General features: G+C 71.4%; 16 protein-coding genes. 3 read left to right on the top strand and 13 right to left on the bottom strand.

Annotation, left to right across the window (positions count from 1 at the left end; translation table 11 throughout):
• Positions 1 to 40: 40 nt before the first annotated feature.
• The 8 genes from IOD14_RS09280 to IOD14_RS09245 form a co-directional block, all read right to left on the bottom strand.
• Positions 41 to 661 carry a chorismate mutase gene (locus IOD14_RS09280; RefSeq protein WP_212670028.1) on the bottom strand — a complete coding sequence of 207 codons (621 nt, stop codon included), beginning with the start codon at positions 659 to 661 and terminating at the stop codon, positions 41 to 43.
• 35 nt (positions 662 to 696) lie between these two features.
• Positions 697 to 1407 carry a hypothetical protein gene (locus tag IOD14_RS09275; protein WP_212670027.1) on the bottom strand — a complete coding sequence of 237 codons (711 nt, stop codon included), beginning with the start codon at positions 1405 to 1407 and terminating at the stop codon, positions 697 to 699.
• 39 nt (positions 1408 to 1446) lie between these two features.
• The gene (locus IOD14_RS09270; protein WP_212670026.1) at positions 1447 to 3666 is read right to left on the bottom strand and encodes a glycoside hydrolase N-terminal domain-containing protein; all 2220 of its coding nucleotides are present in this window, start codon (positions 3664 to 3666) and stop codon (positions 1447 to 1449) included.
• The gene (locus tag IOD14_RS09265; RefSeq protein ID WP_212670025.1) at positions 3663 to 5645 is read right to left on the bottom strand and encodes a beta-galactosidase; all 1983 of its coding nucleotides are present in this window, start codon (positions 5643 to 5645) and stop codon (positions 3663 to 3665) included. Before IOD14_RS09265 ends, IOD14_RS09270 begins: the two co-directional genes overlap by 4 nt.
• The gene (locus IOD14_RS09260; RefSeq protein ID WP_123991922.1) at positions 5642 to 7855 is read right to left on the bottom strand and encodes a sialidase family protein; all 2214 of its coding nucleotides are present in this window, start codon (positions 7853 to 7855) and stop codon (positions 5642 to 5644) included. Before IOD14_RS09260 ends, IOD14_RS09265 begins: the two co-directional genes overlap by 4 nt.
• Positions 7856 to 7978: 123 nt before the next feature.
• Positions 7979 to 8905 carry a carbohydrate ABC transporter permease gene (locus IOD14_RS09255; protein WP_123991921.1) on the bottom strand — a complete coding sequence of 309 codons (927 nt, stop codon included), beginning with the start codon at positions 8903 to 8905 and terminating at the stop codon, positions 7979 to 7981.
• Positions 8902 to 9963 carry an ABC transporter permease subunit gene (locus IOD14_RS09250; RefSeq protein WP_123991920.1) on the bottom strand — a complete coding sequence of 354 codons (1062 nt, stop codon included), beginning with the start codon at positions 9961 to 9963 and terminating at the stop codon, positions 8902 to 8904. The genes IOD14_RS09255 and IOD14_RS09250 overlap by 4 nt, the downstream gene beginning before the upstream one ends.
• Positions 9963 to 11651, bottom strand: a complete 1689-nt coding sequence (locus IOD14_RS09245) for an extracellular solute-binding protein (RefSeq protein WP_123991919.1) — start codon at positions 11649 to 11651, stop codon at positions 9963 to 9965. The genes IOD14_RS09250 and IOD14_RS09245 overlap by 1 nt, the downstream gene beginning before the upstream one ends.
• A 327-nt stretch (positions 11652 to 11978) precedes the next feature.
• Here IOD14_RS09245 and IOD14_RS09240 point away from each other — a divergent pair, with 327 nt between their 5' ends.
• Positions 11979 to 14816: a glycoside hydrolase family 3 C-terminal domain-containing protein gene (locus IOD14_RS09240; protein WP_212670024.1), complete on the top strand. Its 2838-nt coding sequence runs from the start codon at positions 11979 to 11981 to the stop codon at positions 14814 to 14816.
• A 145-nt stretch (positions 14817 to 14961) separates the two neighbouring features.
• Here the strand turns inward: IOD14_RS09240 and IOD14_RS09235 are convergent, their stop codons facing one another.
• From IOD14_RS09235 to IOD14_RS09225, 3 genes are all read right to left on the bottom strand, one after another.
• Entirely contained in the window at positions 14962 to 16407 is a 1446-nt protein-coding gene (locus IOD14_RS09235) for an aldehyde dehydrogenase family protein (protein WP_123991917.1), read from the bottom strand.
• A gap of 120 nt (positions 16408 to 16527) precedes the next feature.
• Positions 16528 to 18183, bottom strand: a complete 1656-nt coding sequence (locus IOD14_RS09230) for a PucR family transcriptional regulator (RefSeq protein WP_123991916.1) — start codon at positions 18181 to 18183, stop codon at positions 16528 to 16530.
• Between the two features lie 137 nt (positions 18184 to 18320).
• A complete protein-coding gene (locus IOD14_RS09225; RefSeq protein ID WP_212670023.1) occupies positions 18321 to 20435 on the bottom strand; it encodes an ATP-binding protein in 2115 nt (704 codons plus the stop codon).
• A gap of 267 nt (positions 20436 to 20702) precedes the next feature.
• Between IOD14_RS09225 and gabT the strand changes: the two genes are divergently transcribed.
• Positions 20703 to 22037: a 4-aminobutyrate--2-oxoglutarate transaminase gene (gene gabT, locus IOD14_RS09220; RefSeq protein ID WP_212670022.1), complete on the top strand. Its 1335-nt coding sequence runs from the start codon at positions 20703 to 20705 to the stop codon at positions 22035 to 22037.
• Positions 22038 to 22260: 223 nt separating this feature from the next.
• Positions 22261 to 23052, top strand: coding sequence for a phosphatase PAP2 family protein (locus IOD14_RS09215; protein WP_212673231.1), 792 nt, complete (start codon positions 22261 to 22263; stop codon positions 23050 to 23052).
• Between the two features lie 141 nt (positions 23053 to 23193).
• Here the strand turns inward: IOD14_RS09215 and IOD14_RS09210 are convergent, their stop codons facing one another.
• Both IOD14_RS09210 and IOD14_RS09205 read right to left on the bottom strand, forming a co-directional pair.
• The gene (locus IOD14_RS09210) at positions 23194 to 23649 is read right to left on the bottom strand and encodes a hypothetical protein (RefSeq protein ID WP_123991913.1); all 456 of its coding nucleotides are present in this window, start codon (positions 23647 to 23649) and stop codon (positions 23194 to 23196) included.
• 120 nt (positions 23650 to 23769) lie between these two features.
• A complete protein-coding gene (locus IOD14_RS09205) occupies positions 23770 to 25188 on the bottom strand; it encodes an FAD-dependent oxidoreductase (protein WP_212670021.1) in 1419 nt (472 codons plus the stop codon).
• Positions 25189 to 25231: the final 43 nt, after the last annotated feature.

The following is a 25231-nucleotide window of genomic DNA, read 5'->3' as shown; positions in this document are numbered from 1 at the left end:
GGTCCCACGGGGGTGGGCCGGCCGCTTCGTCGTGCGGGGGTCAGCCTCGGCAGACGGAGGGCAGGGCGCGGATCAGGGCGCGGGTGTGCAGGGCGTCCAGGTGGTCCTCCTGGTGGACCTGGAGGCCGGCCAGGGCCAGTTCGGGACGGCACGCGACGGTGCCGCGGTTCTCGGAGGTGTCGGCCAGGGCCTGGACCAGCGCGCTGGTGATCCGGTTGATCTCCTGCCGTACGACGGTCAGGTCCGGCTTGGTCGTCGGGGCCTGGTCGGGGTGGTCGGTCCAGCGCTGGAACAGGCCCCGCTGGACGACCTTGTTCGCCTCGATCTGGTCGCGGAAGATGACCCGGATCTCGTCCGGGTCCGCGCCGAGCTGCTGGGCCTGGGCGGCCACGTTGTCGAGGACCTGCTGTTCGCGGGCGGGGTCGTCGATGGGGCTGTCGGTGCCCCACTTGGCCGCGGCGACCAGGTCGGCGGTGGCCAGGCGTTCGGCGGCGAGTCCGACGACGGAGTGCAGGGGGGACAGGGCGAGTGCGGCGGTGTGGGGGGCCGCCGCGGTGCCGTGGACCGGAACCGCGACCGCGGTGCCCGTCGCGGTGAGCACGACGGCCGCGGTCGCGGTCACGGTGATCAGGGCACGTCGGAGGGGGGTGGTGGTACGCATGTCCCCATCAAACCCGACGCTCCCTCAAGGTCAGGTCAACTGCTGCTCACGGTCAGGTTGTTGGTGGTGAAGTTCAGGCCGCCGGACGAGCTGGTGACCTCGTAGCCGAACTGCACGTCGCCGATGGTCTCGTTGCCGAACCAGCCCTTGGTGTCCTTGATCCACTTCAGGATCGGCAGGATGCTGACCGTGCCGGAGGTGGAGTTGGAGGTGCGGATGAAGGAGAAGACCTCGTTGGCGCCGTTGGTGCCCTTGTAGACGGTCCAGGTGTGGCCGCCGAGCGTCACGTTGCCCTGCGAGGTGCCGAGCGGGCCGACGGCTCCGGTCTTGTTGACCCAGAGCATGATCTCGTAGTCGTAGTCGGTGTCCCAGATGTCGTACGAGGTGTTGTACGCGCCGGACGACGGCACCGAGACGTTGTAGCTGCTGGAGAGCGAGCCCAGCGAGGTGATCGACTTGTTGATCACCTTCTTGGAGTTGGGGTAGGACTTGATGCCGCCGGTGTTGGGGTGGTCGGCCCAGACACCCCAGTTGGTGCCGGAGTTGGCCCAGATGCACTGGCTGCCGGCGCCGGAGCCCCAGATGTTGTTGTAGAGCGTGTAGCCGTTCAGGCTCGTGTTGCCGTACTGGTCGCAGGTGTTCCAGACGGCGGCGGAGGCCGGGGCGGAGGCGAGTCCGACGGTGGCGCCGATGGCCATCGCCGGGGCCAGTACGGCCATGGTGATCTTGCGCAGGGTGCTTGCCATGGTGTCCCTTTCCATGGGTGGGGGGAAATGCGGGGGGGGTTACCACGCCTCCAGACGGATGACGTGGTCTTCTCCGGCGACGAGGTCGAGCGGTTCGGCGCCGGAGGAAGTCCTCAGTTCGACGCGGTGGGTGCGCGTGGGGCGCAGCACCGCGGTCGCTTCGGTGGGGCTCCAGGTGAGGTCGAGCGCGGCCCCGAACCTGGTGCGGACGCCCCGGAGTTCGCCCCGGGGGCAGGTGGCGGGTACCGCCGGGAGCAGTACCAGCCGGTCCGGTGTCGACTGCACGAGCATCTCGACGAGGACCGCGGGCAGGGTGTGGGCGGCGTCCGCGTTGTAGACGTCCCGGTTCGGGTAGTGCGCGCTCATCAGCGAGGTGTGGAAGAAGTCGCCCTTGAGGACCTGGCCGAGGGCGTGCGCGACCCGTTCGCCGTCGCGCAGGCGCGCAGCGACGAGGGCGTGGTGGAGGTGGCCGTGGGCCGAGTCGTTCTCGGAGCCGCGGAGTTCGAGGGCCCGATGGGCGGCGCGGGCGAGGTCGGGGGTGTCGTAGGGGGTGATCTCGTCGAGGGGCCAGACGCCGTACAGGTGGCTTAGGTGGCGGTGGTCGTAGGTGTCGTCGAGGCCGGGCCAGGCCCATTCGGCGAGGGCGCCGTCGGCGTTGGTCCGGTGCGGCGGGAGCCGGTCGGCGAGGGCGCGCCAGGCTGTGGCCTCCCCGGGGTGGTAGGCGGCGGCCGTGAGCAGGGCATGCCGGGCGGCCGAGAGGTCCATGGCCGCGTTGATCGCGCCCCAGCTTGCGTTCGCGGGGCGGTTCTCGGGCGAGTAGGAGGGGACGACGACGAGCCGGCCGTGCTCGTCGACCCGGTGCAGGAAGTCCTCGTAGAACCTGGCGACCTCGGCGAGCGCGTGCGCGGTGCGCGGGTCCTGTTCGCCGCGTGTCTCGTCGTGGTCGACGAGGGGCTTGAGCAGCCAGTCGGCGCCCGCGGTCCACAGGTGCAGCGGGTACTCGCGGCTGAAGTGGTACGTCAGCCCGGACTCGCCGTCGGAGTGCGGCGGGGCCACGACGCCCCGGGCGCCGAAGATCTCGCGGGCGTTGTCCTGCCAGTCGGGTAGCTGACGGTGGATCAGGGAGGCGAGGGCTTCGGCGACTTCGGGCAGGGCCGCACAGGCGGCGGACGCGGTCTGGAGGTTGAGGTTGGCATCGTTGGTGAACGCTCCCGACCATGCCGTGTCCCAGTCGCCGGTCCACAGGCCGGTGAGCCGGGGCGGGAGGAGGCCGCTGGAGGAGAGCAGGTGGTAACGGCCGGCGGCGAAGAGGCGCTCCAGGAGGGCTGGGCTGTCGGGCCGGTCCAGCAACTCCGAGCCGGCGAGGGCGCGTTCGGCGGGGTCGGCGGCGAGGTCGAGGGTGACGCGTCGGTAGGCGGCGCGGTGGAGCGGGATGTGCCGGTCGAGGAGCCGGGTGTACGCCTCGGATCCCGACTCGGCCCCCGACTCGGACTCGGATTCGGGGACGAGCTCGCGCAGGGCCTCGACGTGGCGGGTTGTGTCCAGTTCGCCGGTGTGGCGTACGACGCGGGTCAGCAGCAGGACGGATGCGGCGCCGGTGACGTGGGCGCCGGGCGGCACGAGCGCGGTGCGGCCGCCCGTGGGGACGACCAGGGTGATGCCGGTGTAGCCGCGGTCGCTGTGGGGGTAGCGGATGCGCAGGGTGATGAGGGCCCCGTCCGCGGCGCGGACGATGCTCTGGCCGACCATCAGGGCGTGGGGGGCGCCCGGCAGCCGGTGGTCCAGCGAGACGACCAGGTCCGGCGCCTCGACGCACTGGACGATGACGTCGTCCGCGCGGGAGACGAAGACCTGGCTGAGCCGCCCCTGGCACTGGGTGCGCAGGACACCGGTGGTGAAGTCGACGGTCCGGCGGTATTCGGGCTCTTCCGCGCGCGGACGGCGCAGCCGGATCTGGAAGGCGGGGTGGAAGGGCTGCACCCACTGGAGCGGGCGGCCGTCCGTGAAGCGCTCGGCGGCGTCGAGCTCGCCGGCGAGCAGCCGGTCCTGGAGCGCGGGGAGTTCGGCGGCGAGCCGGGGCGGCCTGGCGTGTTCGGCGCCGTTGGGGCGGACGAGGGTGTGGTGGGTGACGACGACCCGCTCGTCCTCCGGGTCGCCGAACAGGAGGGCGCCGTGGTGGCCGTTGCCGCTGAGGAAGCCGTCCTCCCAGCGGGCGGCCGGCCGGGGCTCCCAGGTGCCGTGGACGGGGCCGTCGGTCATGGCCGCAGCACCGCCGCTCCGTAGCGGCCCAGGGTGACCCGGTCCGTGCGGGACTCCCCCGTCAGCAGGTCCTCGTGGGTCCCGGGCACGTCGACCGTCACCGGCTCGCGGCCGTGGTTGAGCAGGAACAGCAGGTCGCCGCGGCGGACGGCTTCGACCTGGTCGGGCAGCGCGTCGAGGACCGGTCGCGCGCCCGCGCCCCCGGCGATCCGGGCGAGGAGCTCGCGCAGGGCGGCCGGCTCGGGCAGCGTCGAGAGGTACCAGGCGCGGCCCTTGCGCAGCACGGCGGGCAGCTCGTCGAGCTCACCGCCCTTGTACGAGGCCTCGGTGACGGCGTCCTCGGTCTTCTCGATCTCCTCGGACCACAGGGTGCCGCGGAACGTGTCGCACTGCGCGTGCTCCCCGGCGTCCAGCGGCCACCACTCGTGCAGGGTGCGCAGGCCGAACAGGTCGCGCAGCCGGGCGTCCATGCCGCCGGGCCGTACCCGGTCGTCCTGGTCGGCGACGCCGGTCAGGAAGCCGGAGACGAGGGTGCCGCCCTGGCGGACGTAGGCGAGGAGGTTGTCGATCGCCGCGTCGGTGAGGGCGTAGAGCTGGGGGACGACGACCAGCTTGAAGGCGGTGAGGTCGTGTTCGGGGTGGGCGAAGTCGGTGGTGAGGTGGGCCTCCCACAGGGCGCGGTGCCAGGCCTTCAGGACGTCGGGGTGGTCGACCTCACTGGAGAGGCGGCCGTCCTGGGCGCCGGCCCACCAGGCATGCCAGTCGTGCAGGACGGCGATGTCGTTGCTGGTGTGACGACCCGTCACCTGATCCGCGACACGCGCCAGTTCGGCGCCGAGCTGCTTGACCTCCTGGTAGGTGCGTCCCTCCTCCCCGGCGTGGCTGACCATCCCGGAGTGGAACTTCTCGGCGCCTTGCCGGGACTGGCGCCACTGGAAGTAGCAGACCGCGTCGGCGCCGCGGGCGACGGCCTGCAGGGACCAGAGGCGGTTCAGGCCGCGGGGTTTGGGGTGGTTCACGCCCCGCCAGTTGACCGGCCCGGCGGCCTGCTCCATGAGCATCCAGGGGCCGCGCGCCTGCGAACGGGTCATGTCCTGCACGAGGGCGCCCTGTTGGGCCCCCAGAGGGTCCCGCGGGTCGGGATAGAGGTCGACGGAGACGACGTCCTCCTCCTCGGCCCAGCGCCAGGCGTCCTGACCGACCCACAGCGGCATGAAGTTGCTGGTCACCGGGGTGTGCGGGGTGAACCGGCGGACGATGTCCCGCTCGGCGCGGTAGCACTCCAGCAGCATGTCGGAGGTGAACCGCTTGAAGTCCAGCACCTGGGTGGGGTTCTTCATGTAGTGGGCCTGGCGGGGTGTGTGGATCTCGGCCCAGTCGCCGTAGCCCTGGCTCCAGAAGGCGGTTCCCCAGGCGGCGTTGAGGGCGTCGAGGGTGCCGTAGCGGCCTTGCAGCCAGGTGCGGAAGCGGGCGGCGGCCTCGTCGCTCCAGTCGTAGGTGCAGTACTCGTTGTTGATGTGCCACATGGTGAGGGCCGGGTGGCCGCCGTAGCGGGCGGCGAGGTCCTCGGTGATGGCGGCGGCGCAGCGGCGGTAGGTGGCGCTGGAGTGCGAGAAGTGCTGGCGCCCGCCCCAGTACTCGGTGCGGCCGTCCTCGGTGACGGGCAGGGTGTCGGGGTGGAGGTGGCCCATCCACGGCGGCGGCGAGGAGGTCGGGGTGGCGAGGACGACCCCGATGCCGTTCTCGTGCAGGAGGTCCATCAGCCGGTCCAGCCAGCCGAAGTCCCGCTCCCCCGGCCGGGGTTCGAGCTTCGCCCAGGAGAAGACGCCGAGGGTGACGGAGTTGACGCCGGCGGCCTTCATCAGCCGTACGTCCTCGTGCCAGGTCTCCTCGGGCCACTGCTCGGGGTTGTAGTCCCCGCCGAAGAGGATGCGGCCGCGGGTGGCGTCGTCCAGCGACGGCCTCTTCTGCTCGGTCATCGGACGGGATCCCCGTACTGGATGCCCCGGCCGTTGGTGGCGATGTAGACGCGGCCGTACACGCGCGGGTCGGCTGCGATGGTCGCGCCGATCCAGCCCCACTGGTGCTGGTCGTCGTTGACGCGCACCCAGGTCTTCGCGCCGTCGTCGGAGCGGTACACGGCGGTGATCGTCTCCGTGGCGCCGACCTGGTAGATCGCCGGGTAATCGGCGCCCTTGGCCGCCTTGCCGAAGGCGAGGGTGTGCGAGGCCCAGCAGCTGGTGAGCTTGGTGAAGGTCGCGCCGCCGTCGGTGGACCGGTGGAGGCCGTTCGTCTTGGTGCTCAGCCACAGGTCGCCGGAGCGCCCCGGGGCCGCGGTCAGCTGGAACTGGCTGTCCCCGGAGGGCAGTCCGCTCGCGCGCGCGGTGAAGGTGAGACCGCTGTCGGTGCTGGCGAACAGGGTCCCGGTGTCGGTGTCGTACGCGTAGAAGCGTGTCGGGTCGGCCGGGTCGGCGAGCGGGGTGGCGCCCTTGGGGCAGGTGGCGACCTCGGACCAGGTCGCCCCGTTGTCGGTGGAGCGCTGGGCGGGGTACTTGGTGCCGTCCCAGTGCACGAAGGTCCACAGCAGCACGCTGCCGTCGCTGTTGGTGGCGATCGGTCCCGGCGCGTCCTTGGCGGGGGCGGGCTGGGTCGCGAAGGGCGCCCAGGACCTGCCGCCGTCGTGCGAGAAGGCGCCGTTGCCGTGGTCGCCGAAGCCCGTGCGGACGACGTACGAGGGCTTGGCGGCGGCCTGGGCGAGTCCGGTCGCGGACCCGAACACGGGGTTCGAGGCCATGCCGCGCGAGGGCGACGCCGTGAGCCGCTCGTGGTACATCACCCCGATGTCCCCGAGACCGCTGAGCAGGTGCGCCTGACCGGTCGGGGGCGAGATCAGCAGGCGTACGGAGGTCTCCTCCAGGCCCCGGATCTGCGGGGCCCAGTGCTTGAGGTCGCGGGTGCCGTAGAGGGTGGCGCCGGTGCCATAGACGATGTGCTTCGAGTCGTACGGGTCGACGGCGAGGGCCTGGATCCACCAGCCGAACTTGGGCTCGTCGGCGCCGAAGGTGAGGAACGGGGTCTCGGAGACGTCGAGGACCGCGGAGTCCTTCAGGGACGTCCAGGTGCGGCCGCCGTTGGTGCTCCGGTACAGGGTGTCGACGGCGGCCCAGCGGTTGTTGGTGGAGACGACGACCGTGCCGGGGCGGCGGGCGTCGACGCTGACCCCGCCGTAGCCGAAGGTGTCGGCGGAGCCGTCGCTTGTGGTCCCACCGGGCTTCACGGGCGTGACCTCGGTCCACTTGCCGCTCGCCGTGGCCAGCTTGTGCACACTGCCGTCGGACTGCCCGTTGGGCCCCGGCGCGTTGGCGTAGGTGAGGTACAGCTCGCGGGTGTGGCAGTCGTAGGAGGCCCGGATCGGCACCTTGGCGCTCGTGCCGGAGGGCTGCCCGGGCACGGCTTCCCAGGTGGTGCCGTCGAAGGTGCGGTACAGGTTGGCGGAGGTGCCGTCGGAGTCGCCCCAGCCGGCGTAGAGGACCCGTCCGGCGGCGACGAGCAGGGTGACGCCCTGGCCGCTCGCGCTCGGCGTGCCCGGGAAGCCGTCGGCGCCGGCCCACGTGGCGCCCCGGTCGGTGGACTTGAGCAGCCCGTCGTGTCTGGTCCCCAACCACAGCGTGTCGCTGTCCCGCGGATCGACGAGCAGCCGCTCCCCGGCCCCTCTTCCGTCCTCGTTCCCGCCGAGCTTCACGGTGAGGTCGGTTCGCGCCCAGGTGGCTCCGCGGTCCTCGGAGCGCAGCACGGCCCCGTTGCCGGCCCAGGGCTGCGCGTAGGTGCCGAGCGCGAGGTAGACCCGGTCGGGGTGGGCGGGGTCGACGGCCATGGCCTCGACCCCGAGCAGGTTCCAGTCGTCCCACCCGAGGTCGTCGTTGAGGGGGATCCAGCGTGCGTTCCGGTCGTCCCACCGGTAGGCGCCGCCGATGTCGGTGCGGGCGTAGGCGAGCCCGCGCACGGACGGGTGGAAGAGCACACCGGAGACGAATCCGGTTCCGCCGATGACGACTTGGCGCCAGCGGTAGGAGGGGGCGGCGGAGTCGGCGGCCGTGGCGACCCCCGGGAAGGACGGGACCACGGTGATCGCGGCGGCGGCCGCGGTCCCGGCAAGAACGGCACGACGGCTGGGCCCGGACGTAAGCATGACGAACCTCGCTCTGAACTAAGGGAAAGTGAGCACACTCAGAGGCGCGGGGAACCACGCGCCCGGCCATGACGAACCCGCGGCCGCCGTCCGACGGAACCACCCCTTCGGGACGGCGGACGGTCAGCCCTTCACCGCACCCGTCAACATGCCCTTCTTGAAATGCCTCTGGACGAACGGGGAAGCCACCGCGACGGGAATCAACGCCAGCACCATCACGGCCATCTGCAGGCCCAGCGACGACAACTGCCCCGTACGGACGGCCTGCTGCAATCCCGTGGGGGCCGAGGTGTTCTTCTGCACGAGCTGAATGAGCACGTTCTGCAGCGGCATCATGTCCTGGTCGCTCAGATAGATCGAAGCGTTGAACCAGGCGCTCCAGTAACCCACCGCGTAGAACAGGGAGATGACGGCCAGCACGGCCCGGGACAGCGGCATGATGATGGTCAGCAGGATCCGCATGTCCCCGGCCCCGTCGATCCGCGCGGACTCGGTGAGCTCGGGTGAGATCCCCATGAAGAAGGCGCGCAGCACCAGGATGTTGAAGACGCTGACGGCGCTCGGCAGGATCAGCGACAGATAGGTGTCGGTGAGCCCGAGCGACTGCACCAGCAGGTACGTCGGGATCAGCCCGGCCCCGAAGAACATCGTCGCCATCATGGTCACCAGGAAGAACCGGTGGCCGAGGCTGCCCGGCCTGGACAGGCCGTAGGCCGCCAGTACCGACACCGCCATCGAGAACAGCGTGCCGACGAGGGTGACCCCGACCGACACCATGATCGCCCGGCTGACCTGACCGCCGCTGAGGAGTTCGGTGTAGTTGACGAAGGTGATGCCCTGGGGGATCACCACGAGCCCGCCGACCCGGTCGATCACGGGCTTCGGGGAGAGGCTGGTGACGACCACGATCCACAGCGGGGCGAGCACGCCCAGGCAGCACAGGACGAGCAGGCCGCTCTTCGCGGTGATCCCGGCCTTGCTGGGTTCCTCCTCCCACACCGGCCGGGCGGGAGCCCTGAGACTGCGGACGAGCTGCGTGTTGAGGCTCACTTCTGGTACACCCCCTGCTCACCGAGCAGATGCGCGAACTTGTTCGCGGCCAGGACGAGACACACTCCGATGGCTCCCTTGACGAGGCCGACCGCGGCCGCGTAGCTGAAGTCGCCGTTCTGGATGCCCATGTTCCACACATAGGTGTCCAGGACCTCGCTGGCGCCCACGCCGACCGCGTCCCGCTGGAGCAGGAACTGCTCGAAGCCGACGCTCAGCGCGTCGCCGACCCTGAGGACCAGCAGCAGCGCGATCACCGGGCGCAGTGCCGGCAGCGTCACGTGCCACATGCGCCGCCAGCGCCCGGCGCCGTCCATCGCGGCGGCCTCGTAGAGGTCGGTGCTGACGGCGGCCAGCGCGGCGAGGAAGACGATGATCCCCCAGCCGGCGTCCTTCCAGACGGCCTGCGCGGTGACCAGGTACTTGAACAGGCTCGCGTTGGTCATCAGGTCGAAGCCGCTCCAGCCGTGGTCCTCCAGGGTCTGGGCGATGATGCCCGCCCCGCCGAAGACCTGCTGGAACACGGTGACCACGAGGACCCAGGAGAAGAAGTGCGGCAGGTACATGATCGCCTGCGCCACGGCCCGCACCCTGGGCCTGATCACGCTGTTGATGAGCAGTGCGAGCGCGATCGGGATCGGGAAGAACAGCACCAGCTGGAGCACGAAGAGCACGATGGTGTTCTTCGCGGCGCCCCAGAACAGCGGGTCGTCGACCATCCTGGAGAACTGCTCGACGCCGACCCACGGGCTGTGGAAGATCGCGGTGACACCGTTGCTGGAGACGTACGGGTCGTAGTCCTGGAAGGCGACGACGTTGCCCAGCAGCGGGACGTAGTTGAAGAGCAGGAGCAGGACCATGACCGGCAGCGTCATGAGAATGAGCGTGCGGTCGCGGCGCAGCCTGACCCTGAAGGGGACCTTGTCCGCCCTGCTCCGTGTCCGCGGTGTCCGCTCCTTCCCCGAGGCGGCCACCGCGGCGGCGACCGCGGCCGTCGGTTCCTCGACGGCCGCGGGGGGACGAGTCCCGTCGGGCCTGCTCCCGGCCGTGAGGGACATCAGTTGCCGCTGCCGTTCTTGTCGATGAGCTCCTTGTACCAGTCGCGCAGCTTGTCGCCGCCGGAGGACTTCCAGGTGGAGATGGCGGCCTGTACGTCCGAGAGCTTGCGGTTGCCGCGCACGTAGTCGATCTCCAGCTGCTCGAACTGGCTGGAGAGGTTGGCCCAGCGGGTCGGCTCGACGATGTTCATGCCGAACGTGGACGTCTTCTTCATGAAGGCGCCCATCCGCTGCTGCCACTCGACCTGCTTGCGGGCGACCTCGGGGAAGTCGGGGTGGGCGAAGTAGGCGGCCGGCGCGGCCAGCATCACCCAGGCGTTGAGCACCTCGGAGTTGCCGAGGTCGTTCTTGACCGGGACACCGTCCTTGACCGAGTAGTGGGTGCCCTCGACGCCGTAGTCGACGAGCATGCGCTCCTTGGTGCCGTAGGGCGCGGCCGAGAAGTTCGCCGCGGCCAGCGCGTTCTCGATCGTGTCCTTCGAGGCGCCCTTGCGGATCAGGGACCAGATGGTGGCGGGCTGGGATGCGTACAGGGTCGGGTTGCCGCCGTCCGCGCCGAAGAGGTCGATGGCGTCGATCTGGAGTTCCGGGTTGGACTGGGCCTGCTCGGCGACCTTCCCGTACCAGTCGGCGATGTTGGTGTTCCAGACCAGGATCTGCCCGGCGGTGAAGCGCTGGCCCGCGTCGCCGGAGCGCGCCTTGTCGTCGGGATGGACCACGCCCGCGTCGAAGAGCTTGCGGACCCACTCCAGGGCCTCGAGGTACTCGGGCTGCTCGATGCGGTACGTCAGCTTGCCGTCGGACCCCATGTCCCAGCCGCTCGAGCCCGAGCCGCGGACGCCGAAGATGCTCCACGCGGACCAGGTCATGTCACCGCAGGCCCACACCTTGGCCTTGGAGCTGGTGGCCTCCTTGGCCCAGCTCATGAACTCGTCGGCCGACTTGGGCTGCGCGTACCCCTTCTTGTCGAAGACGTCCTTGCGGTACAGCGGGGCGATGCCGGCCGAGGTCGCGGCCGGCATCGGGATGCCGCGCAGCGCGCCCCCGAAGATGCCCATGCGCCAGGCGTCGGAGGGGATCGCGGCCAGGTTCGGGTACTTCTTGACCTTGTCGCCCGCCAGGTAGGGACCGAGGTCCATGAACTTGGCGGTGACCGCGTTGGAGATCTTGCCGACCAGCTCCCAGCTGGGCACGACCACCATGTCGGGTATGGAGCTGGAGGCGAGGACGGCGCCGAGCTTCTGGCCGTAGGTGTTGCCGTCCTGGTTCTCCCAGGTGACCTTGGTGCCCGCGGCCGCGTCGAGCGCCTTGTAGTACGCGCAGCCGGACTTCGGCGGGGAGCCCCAGAACGGGGACATGATCTTGAAGGGGGCGCCGGTGCCGAGCTTGTCCGGGACCGAGGTGGCCAGCGCCGCGAGGTCGACCTTGCCGGTGTAGCCGTCGGCCGATCCGTTCTTCGACGGCAGGTCCGGCTTCGCGACCGTGCTGGCGACGAACGTCGGGAGCAGCTTGTCTGCAGCCTTCCCCGACGTGGTCCCCTCCCGCGAGTCGCCGTCCGAGCCGCCGCAGGCGGAGAGCAGCGGCATTCCGCCCGCCACCGCGGCGGTGGCGACCGCCGTCGAGGCGAGGAAGCTTCTCCGGCTGGGCCCCGAAGGACCCGAGGAGGGGGCAGCGGCATTCGGCGTCATTGCGTCAACCCTTCGTGGCGCACCAGGACACCCGGCGGTGGAGCCGTCGGCTGCGGTGTCTTGAGTGGAACTGGCTGAGCCGAAGCGATACTTCGACCGTTGCGACGGAATCCGTAGTCGAAGCGCTTCGATGTTGCTGTGAGGTTAAGTGAACACCCAGGGGTGCACAAGGGTCGTTCCCAAGATTCCTCGGAGGTGCGAGAGGTGACCTTTTCTTATGCACCGCTTGAAGTGACGGTGTTGATCTCTTGACACCCGCCCCGATGTCGAATGAGCATCGAAGCGCTTCGAAAGCCTCGCACCGATCCATCACAAGGGGATCCCCACGTGACCGCACACCCGCCGCACACCCCGCCATTTCGCGATCCGCACCTGCCGTTCGCGAAGCGCATCGACGATCTGCTGTCGCGGCTGACCCTCGACGAGAAGATCGGCTTCCTGCACCAGTTCGCCCCCGCCGTCGACCGGCTCGGCATCGCCGCCTTCCGCACCGGCCAGGAGGCGCTGCACGGCGTCGCGTGGATGGGCCCGGCGACGGTCTTTCCGCAGGCGGTGGGCCTCGGCGCGACCTGGAACACCGAGCTCGTACAGCGGATCGGCGAGGCGGTGTCCAAGGAGATCCGGGCGATGCGCGCCCGCGACGACCGGGTCGGCCTCAACGTCTGGGCGCCGACGGTGAATCTGCTCCGCCATCCGCTGTGGGGCCGTAACGAGGAGGGCTATTCGGAGGACCCGAAGCTCACCTCGGCCATCGCCACCGCCTACACCCACGGGCTGCGCGGCGACCATCCGACGTACTGGCGCACGGCCCCGGTGCTCAAGCACTGGCTGGCCCACAACAACGAGACGGACCGGTCCACCTCGTCCAGCTCGGTGCGTCCCCGCGTGCTGCACGAGTACGACCTGCGCGCCTTCCGCGAGGCGGTCGAGGCGGGCGCGGTGGCCGGGGTGATGCCCGCGTACAACCTGGTCAACGGCCGCCCCAACCACGTCTCGCCGTATCTGCGCGAGCAGCTGCGCACCTGGACGCAGGAGGAGCTGCTGGTCTGCTCGGACGCGGGCGCGCCCTCCAACCTGGTCGACCACGAGCACTACTTCGACACCCACGAGGAGGCCACCGCGGCCTCCCTCAGGGCCGGCGTCGACAGCTTCACCGACCACGGCACGGACAGCTCGCAGATGATCGCGCGCATCCAGGGGGCCCTCGACCAGGGCCTGTTGACCGAGGCCGAGATCGACACCGCGGTCCGCCGGCAGCTCTCGGTCCGCTTCCGGCTCGGTGAGTTCGACCCGGGGCACGACCCGCACGCCGACGTCACGGACTTCGACACCCCGGCGCACCGCGCGCTCGCCCAGGAGGCCGCGGAGCAGGCGATCGTGCTGCTCAGGAACGACGGTGTGCTTCCGCTCGCCGCCGACACCCGGCTCGCGGTGGTCGGTCTGCTCGCCGACGAGTGCAAGCTGGACTGGTACAGCGGCACGCTGATCCACCGCTCCACCCCGCTGGAGGGGCTGTACGAGCGGTTCGGCGCCGAGCGGGTGGAGTTCGCGGAGGGCGTGGACCGGGTCCGGCTCCAGACCTCCGCCGGGACGTTTCTGCATGTCCCGGCCTCCGGGGCGGCCGAGGACGAGGTGCGCGGCGCCGAGGGCGCCCTGGACCCGGCGCTGCTCGCGGGCCGTACGGACCTGCCCCCGCTGACGACCGACGCGACCGGCACCGAGTTCGCGCTGATCGACTGGGACGAGGGCGTCCTCACGCTCCGCGCCCCCGACGGCCGCTATCTCTCCGTCGCCGAGGACGGCTACCTGCGCGCCTCCGCCGACCAGCCCGGGGGCTGGGTCGTCCAGGAGACCTTCCGTCTGGAGCAGCACGGCAGCGGTCACCTCCTCAGGCACATCGGCACGGGTCGCCACGTCACTGTCGCCGCGGACGGAGTGAAGGTTGCCGACGAGAATCCGGAAACCTTCCAGCTGATCATCGTCGAACGTGGCGAGGACGCAGTGACCCGGGTCACGTCCGAGGCGGATGTCGTGGTGGTCGTCGCGGGCAACGACCCGCACCTCAACGGCCGCGAGACCGAGGACCGGGCCTCCCTGCGACTCCCCGCACACCAGGAGCGCCTGCTGCGGGCGGCGCGCGCCGCCAACCCGCGGACCGTGCTGGCGCTGGTCTCGGCCTACCCGTACGCGGTCGACACCGCGGGCCTCGCGGCAGTGCTCTGGACGGCCCACGCAGGTCAGGCGGCCGGTACCGCCCTGGCCCGCGTCCTGGCCGGTGACGTCTCCCCCGGGGGCCGGCTCCCGCAGACCTGGTACGAGAGCGACGCGGACCTGCCAGGCCTGCTCGACTACGACGTCATCGGCAGCCGCCAGACGTACCTGTACTTCGAGGGCACGCCCCTGTTCCCCTTCGGCCACGGGCTGTCGTACGCGTCCTTCTCGTACGGCGACCTCGTCTCCCGCGCGGCGGAGGGGAACCTGCACGTCTCGTTCACGATCACGAACACCGGTGACGTCACCGCCGACGAGGTCGCGCAGCTCTACACCCGTGCGATCGACCCGGCGCTCCCCCGCCCGCGCCGCGAACTGCTGGCCCACCGGCGCGTGACACTCGCCCCGGGCGCCCGCGAGGAGCTCTCCTTCGAAGTCCCCTTGCGCGCCTTCGAGTTCTGGGACGTGGCGCGGGGCGGGTGGCGTCTGGATCCGGGGCCGTACGAGCTGCTGGCCGGCGCCTCCAGCGAGGACATCCGGCTGCGGACGACGGTCCTGCTCGACGGCGAGCCCGGCGCACCGCGTCCGGTGCTCCAACGGGGCCTGGACGGCGCGGACTTCGACGAACAGAGCGGCGTCGAGATCGTCGACCGGACGAAGACGGCGGGCGACGCGGTGACGGCCGCTGCGGGACGGACCGGCGAACTGGTCTACCGGGACTGCGACTTCGGCGAGGGCGTCACCGGGGTGACGATGACGGTCTCCGGGCAGGGCGCGGTCGAACTGTCGCTGGACGGGGGCCCGGTGCTCGCCCTGGTGCAGGTGGAGGAGTCCGGCTCCGGACCGTACGACTACACCGCTCTCGGCGCCGAGTTCGTCGCCGAGGGCGTGCACGACGTGCATCTCAGGCTGCGCGGCCCGCTGCGGCTCGCGCAGGTCGGCTTCTCCGGTTGAGGGTCCGGAGCGGTCGGCACACAAGAAGGGGCCCGGCACCGGAAGGCATCGGTGCCGGGCCCCTTCGGGGCGGCGGGTCAGCGTCGCTGCGCCGACTCTATATGAAAATGGTTCCCATTAGCTAGTGGTACGGGCCATGGGTTTCTCAGAGCGCGAGCCCCGTCAGCACCAGCACCCGCTCGTAGGTGTAGTCGTCCATCGCGAACCTCACGCCCTCGCGGCCCACACCGGACTGCTTGACCCCGCCGTACGGCATCTGGTCGGCACGGTAGGAGGGGACGTCGCCGACGACCACGCCGCCGACCTCCAGCGCACGGTGGGCGCGGAAGGCGGCCTGGAGGTCGTGGGTGAACACGCCCGCCTGGAGGCCGTACTTGGAGGCGTTGACGGCGGCGAACGCCTCGGCCTCGCCGGTCACCTTCTGCACGGTGAGGACGGGGCCGAAGACCTCCTCGCAGGAGATCGTCGCGTCGGCCGGGACGTCGGTGAGGACGGTCGGGGCGTAGGAGGCGCCGTCGCGGTCGCCGCCGGTGAGCAGGGTGGCGCCCGCCTCGACGGCCTCCTTCACCCACGCCTCGACACGCACCGCCGCGTCCTCGCTGACCAGCGGGCCGACATCGGTCTTGTCGTCGGCCGGGTCGCCGGTGACCTGGGCCTCGACGGCGGCGACGATCCTCGGGAGCAGCCGGTCGTACACCGACGCGTCGGCGATCACCCGCTGCACCGAGATGCAGGACTGGCCGCCCTGGTAGTTGGAGAAGGTCGCGATGCGGGTCGCGGCCCAGTCGAGGTCGGCGTCGGAGGCGTAGTCGCCGAGGACGACCGCGGCGCCGTTGCCGCCCAGCTCCAGCGTGCAGTGCTTGCGGGGCACCGAGTCCATGATCGCGTAACCGACCTTCTCGGAACCGGTGAAGGAGATCACGGGCAGCCGCTCGTCCTGGACGAGGGCGGGCATCCGGTCGTTGGGGACGGGCAGGATGCTCCAGGCGCCGGCGGGCAGCTCGGTCTCGGCGAGGAGCTCGCCGATGATCAGCCCGGACAGCGGGGTGGCCGGGGCGGGCTTCAGGATGATCGGCGCGCCGGCCGCGATCGCCGGGGCGATCTTGTGAGCGCAGAGGTTGAGCGGGAAGTTGAAGGGCGCGATCCCGAGCACGACCCCCTTCGGGAAGCGCCGGGTCAGCGCGAGGCGCCCCTGGCCTCCGAGGTCGGTGTCGAGGCGCTGGGCCTCACCGCCGTTGAAGCGCCGGGCCTCCTCCGCGGCGAACCGGAACACCGAGACGGCACGGCCGACTTCCCCGCGGGCCCACTTGACCGGCTTGCCGTTCTCGGCGGAGATCAGCTGGGCGATCTCCTCGGTGCGCTCGACGAGCCTGCGGCTGACGTGGTCGAGCGCGGCGGCGCGGACGTGGGCGGGGGTGGCGGCGAACTCGTCCCGTACGGCGTACGCGGCGGCCACGGCCTCCTCGATCTGCGCGTCGTCCGGCACGGCGACCGTGCCGACGAGCCGGCCGTCCCACGGGGAGGTGACGTCGAAGGTGTCCTCGCCGGTGACCTGGCGGCCGGCGAGCCAGAAGGCGTGGGTGGAAGTCATGCCCCCCACGGTAGGGCCGCGCGGGCGAGATCGAATTTGTCCGGGGTGGAGCAGTGAGGGACTCGGACACTCCGGTTCGGCGCTTCCGTCGGCACTGCTCGCGACGGCCGGCGGCGCCGGTCACTCCGCCGAGGTCGCCTTCAGCGCGAGCCACAGCTCCATCCGCACATCGGGATCGTCCAGCGACCGTCCGAGGATCTCCTCGACCCGCCGCATCCGGTAGCGCAGGGTGTGCCGGTGGACGCCCAGGTCGGCGGCCGCCGCGTCCCACTGGCCGTGCCGGGAGAGCCAGGCCCGCAGTGAGGCGACCAGGTCGCCGCGGCCGGTCGCGTCGTGCTCGTACAGCGGCCGCAGCAGCCCGTCCGCGAAGGCCCGTACGGCGTCGTCGGCGAGCAGCGGCAGCACCGACCCGGCGGCCAGCTGTTCGTGCTCGACGTACATCCGGCCCCGCCGCCGGGCGACCGAGAGCGCCTGTTCGGCCTGCTTGTAGGCGGCCGCGGCGGCGATCGGACCCACGGGCGCCGAGACGCCGACGACCAGTTCGTCCGCGTCCCCTGCGCCCGCCTGCTCACGCGTGCGCGCCGCCTCCAGCGCCACCACGTACGCCCCGCACGCGGTGACGGCGGCCCCGCCGTCCGCGGCCAGCACGACGAGCCGCTCCCCCTCGGGCACCACGAGCACGGTCTCCCCCGAGCGGGCCGCCGCGGACTCCACGATCTCGGTGAGGGCCCCGAGCGGATCGCCGTTCGCGTCACCGGCGGCGACCGCGGTGGCGGGCGGGACCCGCGACGAGGTGTCGGCGGCGACCCGCACGGACAGCACGGCGACCGTCTCCGCCACGATCAGCCGGAAGGGCGCGTCCAGAAGCCCGCCGTACAGGTCTCCCGCGACCGTGCGCGCGTGCTCCGGCTCGCCCGCGAGCAGCATCCGCAGTACGGCAGCCCCGATCCGCTGCTCGGCGGCGTGCAGGGAACGGGACCGCTCGGTGGTGAGCGTCAGCAGCGCGATCGCCGAGTGCACCGCGTACCGCTCCGCCGTACCGAGCGCGGCCGCGGTCCCCACCGCCAGCGCGGCCCGCGGCCGCCGCCCGGTGCCCAGGGAGTGCAGCTCCACCCGGTCGTCGTTGTCGCCGGTACCGGACCCCCCGACCACGGCGGAGGCGGGCGCGGGCCGCTCCCGCAGTCGTTCCACGTCGGCGGTGATCCGCGCGGCCCGGCGCCCGGCCCACTCCGGCGCGGTGGCGACGACGGCGCCCGAGGCGTCGTACAGCGCCGCCCAGCCGTCCACCTGGGAGGCGAGCGCGGCGAGCAGCCCCTCCGGGCCGTCGGTCAGGGCCTGCCTGGTCAGTTCGCGCTGGGCGGCGAAGCCCGCGGTGACGGAACGGTACTGATCCGCCGCGATCGCCGCGGACACGGCCTTGCTGATGGCCAGGAAGGGGGTGCGGCGCGGCACTTCGAGCAGCGGGAGCCCCTCGTCGCGGGCTGCGTCGACCAGAGCCTCGGGGATGTCGTCGTAGTTCACGCCGACGGCGAACCCGAGGCCCACCACGCCCGCCCCGGCCAGCCGCTTCACATACCGCCGCATCGCCTCCGGATCCTCCGCGTCCAGCTTGAGCGCGGTGATCAGCAGCAGCTCACCGCCCTCCATGTACGGCACGGGGTCGGCGAGCTCGCTCACGTGCGCCCAGCGAACGGGGACGTCCAGCCGGTCCTCGCCCGCGCGCACGGTCAGCTTGAGCGCCGAGTGGTGGACGAGCGAGGCGAGGGTGGGGGGCATGGGGCCTTCAGAGCGTCAGGGAGCGGCGATCGTCGGTCGCCGCGATCTTTTGGCCGCCGTGTATGAACGACCTGTCACGATTCTGCCTCACCGTACGGTCCTCGGGTCACGCCCTCGGGTCACGCCTTCGGGTCACGTCATCCCCGCAGATCCACCAGCAGCGGTGGCGCGTGCTCGCCCGTCACCGTGGTCAGCGACAGCACCGCGTGCCCGGGCGGCACCCCGTGCGCCAGCTCGGACGCGGACCACCGCTCCCGCTCGACCTGCCGTACGGTCACCGCCCGCGCGGTCGGCGCCTTGCCCGTGATGACCCGGCGCACCGCGTGCAGCACCTTGCCGGCCGGGGTCTCGGCGATGATCTGCCGGTCGGTGACGTCCCGCGCCTCGATCCACTCCTTGCCCCACACCTCGGCGAAGTCCTGCCCGTCCCACGGGGTGAGCCCGGACAGCGCCATCCGGCACCCGGTGGCCCCGAGCAGCGGACCGCGCAGCGGCCTCGGCACGTCGTCCAGGGTCCGCAGCGTCAGCACCACCCCCGCGTTGCCGGACCGCAGCCGCTGGACGCCCCGCACGGCCTCCGGCGTCACGACCCCGGTGGCGTCGTCGACGACCAGACAGGCGAACAGCGACCGGTCCTCCCGCACCGCGACGCTCGCCGTGAACTGCGCGAGCACCAGCCGGGCCAGCATCCGCGAGGCGTCCGCGTGCCCGCGCTGCGGCAGGTCGATCCGGACCCGGACCGGATGGTCGAGGGCCTTCAGCGAGAACGGCCGCGACTGTCCCGAGGTGTCGAAGAACGCGGCGAAGGCCGGCCGGTCGAGCAGCGCGACCCGGTCCGCGAGAATGCCTCCCACGTCCCCCGGATTCCCCATCTGCCGCTCCCGCGCGTCCAGTTCCCGCAGCAGCGACTCCTGCCCCGAGTCCTCGAGGCCCTTGCGCAGCGCGGCCAGCGGCCCGGGCGCGCCGTCCAGCAGCTGCCGCAGCTCAGGTACGGAGGGGAAGCGGCCGTGGACCGCGCGGAACGGTCCGAGGAGCTGGGCGAGGACGGTGGTGGACCGCCGGGTGTCGCCCCCCTGATGAGGCTCGGCGAGGTCCCCGACGAGCGCCTCCGCGAGCACGGCCGCGGCCTCGTCGGGATCGGTCGTCCCGCCGTACAGGTCGAGGTCGTACACCGACTCCGGATTCCCGATCTGTACGACGACGTCGTAGGCGTCGGCCGGTCCGAGCCCGGCGCCCGCGGCGCCGATCACCACGACGGCGGCCCGCCCGGCGAGCGCGTGCAGACACAACGACTCGGCGATCGGCCTGACGACGGTACCCGTCTTCCCGGACCCGGCAGGCCCGACGGCGAGCAGCGAGGTGCCGAGCAGCTCGGTTCCGAGGCCCAGCCCTGTCCCCCGGTACGCGTACGGATTGCGGGCGTCGTCGGCGGTGGTCCCCAGCCGCACCTGCCCGGTCAGCAGATCGTGCCGAGCGAGCCGCGTGGGCAGGTCACGGTGGCCGGAGGGGTGCAGACAGGCGGCGGCACCGTCCTGGAGCACGGCGCCGCTGAACGTGGCGAGACTGAACCGCCCCCCACGCACCCCCTGCCAGGCCCGCACGATCCGAGCATGATCGACATCCCCCATCCTCCCGGCCCGAGCCTCAGCAGCAAGCCGCTCAGCAGCATCGACGGCACCGGCGGCGCGGAGCTGGGGGTATTCGGCGGGGTCCTGCTCGGGAGCGGGCGGCGGCTCATGAGCGGGGACGGCCCGACGCCAGGCCGGGGGGCCGAAACGGCGCCAGATCTCGCCCCAGCGACCGAGGCGACCAACGGTGACCATGATTGCGAGGGCAATGACCAGGTACCAGACGTAGCTGATGATCACTCGGCCGAAGGAGTGGGGATCCGTCCAGGAGTCCGGGATCATCACGTAGAGCGGCAGAAGCCACCAACCGCCGAGGTAGCCGTTCCACAGCAACGACCAGACCAGCCAGCCCACCAGGAACGCGATCAGCGCCCCGCTGACCAACTGCCGGGTGGGAATCTCCTCGGGCTCCACCCCGGCTCGCGCCTTGTGCCCGAACCGCCAGATGCCTGGTGCCGCCTCCGGCCGGGACGTGCGCAGCCAGGTCAGGAAGGCCGATCCGTCAGGCATCGGCGGCACACCGGGTGCTCCTGCAGGCCGTGGCGGCACGGCCGGGGGCCCCGCCGGACGTGGCACAGGGCTCGCATGCGTACCCCGGGTGTCCCGCGTCCCGTCGCTGTCCATCGCTCTCGCCCCTTGACCAGCCGTTCCGTCCACCATCAGCGGTCAATCTAACGCCCACGCCAGGGGAGTTCACCGCTTACGCGGCCGGGCCGACGGTCACCGGCCACTACCGCAACCACACTCCTCTATGTCCAAGACGGACAACCCACATTGTCGAGGACGCCCACATGGAGCATGCCCACCCCTCCTCCCCCGCCCTAGCCTGCGAGAAAAGAACTGGACAGAGTCCGCGAACATCTCCGCCCGCAACACCCCCAGGAGCCCCTCATGACCGCCCTTCCGCAGGAGCGCCGCGTCGTCACCGCCATCCCCGGACCCAAGTCGCAGGAGCTGCAGGCCCGCCGGGTCGCCGCGGTCGCGCAGGGTGTGGGGTCCGTGCTGCCCGTCTTCACGGCGCGCGCCGGCGGCGGGATCATCGAGGACGTCGACGGGAACCGGCTGATCGACTTCGGTTCGGGCATCGCCGTGACCTCCGTCGGCGCCTCCGCCGAGGCCGTCGTACGCCGGGCCACGCAGCAGCTCGCCGACTTCACCCACACCTGTTTCATGGTCACCCCCTACGAGGGCTACGTGGAGGTCGCCGAGGCCCTCGCCGAGCTCACCCCGGGTGACCACGCGAAGAAGAGCGCCCTGTTCAACTCCGGCGCCGAGGCCGTCGAGAACGCCGTGAAGATCGCGCGGGCGTACACCAAGCGGCAGGCCGTCGTCGTCTTCGACCACGGCTACCACGGGCGCACCAACCTCACCATGGCGCTGACCGCGAAGAACATGCCGTACAAGCACGGCTTCGGGCCCTTCGCGCCCGAGGTCTACCGCGTCCCCGTCGCCTACGGCTACCGCTGGCCCACCGGCCCCGAGAACGCCGGCCCCGAGGCCGCCGCCCAGGCCATCGACCAGATCACCAAGCAGGTCGGCCCGGAGAACGTCGCCGCGATCATCATCGAGCCGGTCCTCGGCGAGGGCGGCTTCATCGAGCCCGCGACGGGCTTCCTGCCCGCGATCAGCGAGTTCGCCAAGGACAACGGCATCGTCTTCGTCGCCGACGAGATCCAGTCCGGCTTCTGCCGCACCGGCCAGTGGTTCGCCTGCGAGGACGAGGGCATCGTCCCGGACCTGATCACCACCGCCAAGGGCATCGCCGGCGGCCTCCCGCTCGCCGCCGTCACCGGCCGCGCCGAGATCATGGACGCCGCCCACGCGGGCGGCCTGGGCGGCACCTACGGCGGCAACCCGGTCGCCTGCGCCGGTGCGCTGGGCGCCATCGAGACCATGAAGGAGCTCGACCTCAACGCGAGGGCGAAGGCGATCGAGGCCACCATGAAGGCCCGCCTCGGGGCCATGGCCGAGAAGTTCGACCTCATCGGGGACGTCCGCGGCCGCGGCGCCATGATCGCCATCGAGCTCGTCAAGGACCGTACGACCAAGGAGCCGAACCCGGAGGCGACCGCCGCGCTCGCCAAGGCCTGCCACCAGGAGGGCCTGCTGGTCCTGACCTGTGGCACCTACGGCAACGTGCTGCGCTTCCTGCCTCCGCTCGTCATCGGCGAGGACCTGCTCAACGAGGGCCTCGACATCATCGAGCAGGCCTTCACCCGTATCTGAGGCCACCGGAGCAACACGGCAGGTCAGAAGCGGACTCGCACCTTCCGACGCCGGCCGTCACAGGCCTGACATCCCTTGGGATTCCGGGGCTGCGGTGGCGAGCGGCAGAGGGTGTGAAGAAGGTGTGCGAGGTGGTTGTGAGGATGGGATTCTGTCTGTCGTACGCCGTCGCCCTGCCGTAGGTTCTACCCAGATGAGAGATACACCCCGCCCACAGGGGACTGTGGGCGACATCAGGCCGGGGCCTCCCCAGCTTCGACCTGGTCGTGCCCTCGCGCACACAACTGGAGCCTCCGGCTCCGGATCTCCTCACCGATCGGATGGTCGCCCGCCCCAAACCCCCCGGGGCGGCCGACCATCCGATCCGATCGGCCGCCCCGGAACCACCCCCCCTGTTCCGGGGCGGCCGGCCTTCCTCACCCTCCTTCTCGGAATTCCGGCCCTCCTCTTCGCCCTGATCACCTGGCAGGTCGTGGAGGACGGGCCGCTTCTGCGTGTCGACGAGCGGGTCAGCCGCGCACTGGTCCACCCGGACCGCTTCTCCGCGGGCCTGGCCGATCTGGGCAATGTCGAGATCGCGATCCCGGTCCTGGTCGCGGCCATCCTCCATTCGGCCTGGCAGGCCCGCCGCGCGGGTACGGACCGCTGGTGGCTGCCGCCCACCGCGGCCGCCGTCCTGATGGCACTGGTCCCGGCCCTGGTGGTCCCCCTGAAGGAACTCACCGACCGCCCGGGCACGGACGTCTCACCCGGGACCGGCTACTACCCCTCGGGCCACACCGCCACGGCCGCCGTCGCGTACGGCGCCGCCACCCTGCTCGTACTGCCCTGGCTGCGCACCACCCGCACCCGCCGCGCACTCGTCATCGGCTACGGCCTTGTCGTCCTCGGCGTCTCCTTCGGCCTGGTCCGCCGCGGCTGGCACTGGTCGCTGGACGTGGTGGGCAGCTGGTGCCTGTGCACGGTCCTGCTGCTGGGGTTCTGGCTCCTCCTGGCGCGGCACAGCCGCCGCTGAACTCCTGGGCACACTGGGCGTCGTCGCTGCCGGCGGGGGACGCCCGCAGCGCCGCACTCCCACTGGGCACAGGTCTGTCCGGTCCGCGTCGGCCGCACGGGCGGCCGACGAGAGCGCGGTGAGGCGGTCAAGGCCTACGGTTCAGCCGTCGCCCTCCGTCGCCAGACCCGCCGCCGCCTCGTGCATCGCCAGTTCGAGCAGCGCCGGGTCGGTCAGGGTGCCGGAGCCGTCCGGCGGGACCAGCCAGCGCACCCCTCCCCCGGCCACCCGTCCCGGGTACGGCACGACGATCCACGTGCCGGCCCCGGCCGTACGGATGCCGGTGCCGAGCCAGCGGGCCGCGGTGCCCGGGGGCACGAAGAAGCCCATCCGTGCGTCGCCGAAGTCGACGAGCACCGGGCCGAGCTGGTCGAGGATGCGGGTCAGGACGTCGAGCGTCGGATAGCCGAGCTCACCCGGCAGGATCAGTACGTCCCAGGCCCGGCCCGCCGGAAGAAGGGCGACCCCGAGGGGGTTGCGCTCCCACTCCCAGCGGCAGGCCTCGGGATCCGGTGCGACGGATGCCAGCCATTCGACCGCCGTCTTCGCCCCTGTCATGAGAAGACCTCCCTTTCTCTCGTCGACGCTGGTCGCGTCACGAGGGAGAGGAAGGTCTCCCGGCGAGCATTACGCGGGTTCCGACCACCCGTTGGAGTGAATCAGATCACATACGATCGTTCAGCTGTCGAATCCCAGCCCGAGCTTGTCCATGGTCCGCAGCCACAGGTTGCGCCGCCCGCCGTGCGAGTCGGCGCGGGCCAGCGACCACTTGGTGAGGGCGATACCGGTCCAGGCGAAGGGCTCCGGCGGGAAGGGCAGCGGCTTCTTGCGGACCATCTCCAGCGCGGTCCGCTCGGTGCTCTCCCCGGCCAGCAGGTCCAGCATCACGTCCGCCCCGAACCGGGTCGCCCCGACGCCGAGCCCCGTGTAGCCGGCCGCGTACGCCACCCTGCCCTGGTGGGCGGTGCCGTAGAACGCGGAGAACCGCGAGCAGGTGTCGATCGCGCCGCCCCACGCGTGCGTGAAGCGGAGGCCCTCCAGCTGCGGGAAGCAGCTGAAGAAGTGCCCGGCGAGCTTGGCGTAGGTCTCCGGCCGGTCGTCGTACTCGGCGCGCACCCGGCCGCCGTACGGGTAGACCGCGTCGTAACCGCCCCACAGGATCCGGTTGTCGGCGGAGAGCCGGAAGTAGTGGAACTGGTTCGCCGAGTCCCCGAGCCCCTGCCGGTTCTTCCAGCCGACCTCCGCGAGCTGTTCCTCGCTCAGCGGCTCGGTCATCAGCGCGTAGTCGTAGACCGGCACGGTGTACGCCCTCACCCGCTTGACCAGGTTCGGGAAGATGTTCGTGCCGAGCGCGACCCGCCGGGCCCGGACGGAGCCGTACGGGGTGCGGACGGCCATGCCGGCGCCGTACGGCTTCAGGTTCAGGGCGGGTGTGTGCTCGTAGATGCGGACGCCGAGTCGCAGGCAGGCCCGCTTCAGGCCCCACACGAGCTTGGCCGGGTTGAGCATGGCCACGCCCCGGCGGTCCCACAGTCCCGCCTCGAAGGTCGGTGAGGCGACCTGCTCGCGCACCGCGTCGGCGTCGAGGAAGTCGACGCCGTCGGCGAGGCCCTTCTCCTGGAGTTCCTCGTACCAGTCGCGCAGCTCCCACGCCTGGTACGTCTCGGTCGCCACGTCGATCTCGCCGGTGCGCTCGAACTCGCAGTCCAGGTCGTGCCGGGCGACCGCCTTCTCGATCTCGTCGAGGTTGCGGGCGCCCAGCTCCTGGAGCTTGTGGATCTCGTCCGGCCAGCGGGTCAGCCCGTTGGGCAGACCGTGGGTGAGGGAGGCGGCGCAGAAGCCGCCGTTGCGACCGGAGGCGGCCCAGCCCGCCTCTCGGCCCTCCAGCAGGACGACATCCCGCTCGGGGTCGCGCTCCTTCGCGTTGAGCGCGGTCCACAGCCCGCTGTAGCCGCCGCCGACGACCAGCAGGTCGCAGGTCTCGGCGCCGGTGAGGGCGGGTTCGGGGTGGGGCCTGCCGGGGTCGTCCAGCCAGTACGGCACCGGCTGTGCTTCGGAAAGTGCCTTCGTCCAACGGCTCATGGCGCTCGGGGCCATGATTTCAACTCCCTACAGGGGTTTTTCGAAAGGCCTGCTGAGA

It is taken from the genome of Streptomyces sp. A2-16, from assembly GCF_018128905.1.
In the GTDB taxonomy this organism is placed as follows: Bacteria; Actinomycetota; Actinomycetes; order Streptomycetales; family Streptomycetaceae; genus Streptomyces.
This window is presented reverse-complemented; position numbering and strand designations above follow the sequence as displayed.

Coding starts and splice junctions, on each gene's coding strand:
- IOD14_RS09280 (WP_212670028.1), bottom strand. CDS start 661: ATGCGTACCACCACCCCCCTCCGACGTGCCCTGATCACCGTGACCGCG.
- IOD14_RS09270 (WP_212670026.1), bottom strand. CDS start 3,666: ATGACCGACGGCCCCGTCCACGGCACCTGGGAGCCCCGGCCGGCCGCC.
- IOD14_RS09250 (WP_123991920.1), bottom strand. CDS start 9,963: ATGTCCCTCACGGCCGGGAGCAGGCCCGACGGGACTCGTCCCCCCGCG.
- IOD14_RS09245 (WP_123991919.1), bottom strand. CDS start 11,651: ATGACGCCGAATGCCGCTGCCCCCTCCTCGGGTCCTTCGGGGCCCAGC.
- IOD14_RS09265 (WP_212670025.1), bottom strand. CDS start 5,645: ATGACCGAGCAGAAGAGGCCGTCGCTGGACGACGCCACCCGCGGCCGC.
- gabT (WP_212670022.1), top strand. CDS start 20,703: ATGACCGCCCTTCCGCAGGAGCGCCGCGTCGTCACCGCCATCCCCGGA.
- IOD14_RS09225 (WP_212670023.1), bottom strand. CDS start 20,435: ATGGACAGCGACGGGACGCGGGACACCCGGGGTACGCATGCGAGCCCT.
- IOD14_RS09210 (WP_123991913.1), bottom strand. CDS start 23,649: ATGACAGGGGCGAAGACGGCGGTCGAATGGCTGGCATCCGTCGCACCG.
- IOD14_RS09230 (WP_123991916.1), bottom strand. CDS start 18,183: ATGCCCCCCACCCTCGCCTCGCTCGTCCACCACTCGGCGCTCAAGCTG.
- IOD14_RS09235 (WP_123991917.1), bottom strand. CDS start 16,407: ATGACTTCCACCCACGCCTTCTGGCTCGCCGGCCGCCAGGTCACCGGC.
- IOD14_RS09275 (WP_212670027.1), bottom strand. CDS start 1,407: ATGGCAAGCACCCTGCGCAAGATCACCATGGCCGTACTGGCCCCGGCG.
- IOD14_RS09205 (WP_212670021.1), bottom strand. CDS start 25,188: ATGGCCCCGAGCGCCATGAGCCGTTGGACGAAGGCACTTTCCGAAGCA.
- IOD14_RS09260 (WP_123991922.1), bottom strand. CDS start 7,855: ATGCTTACGTCCGGGCCCAGCCGTCGTGCCGTTCTTGCCGGGACCGCG.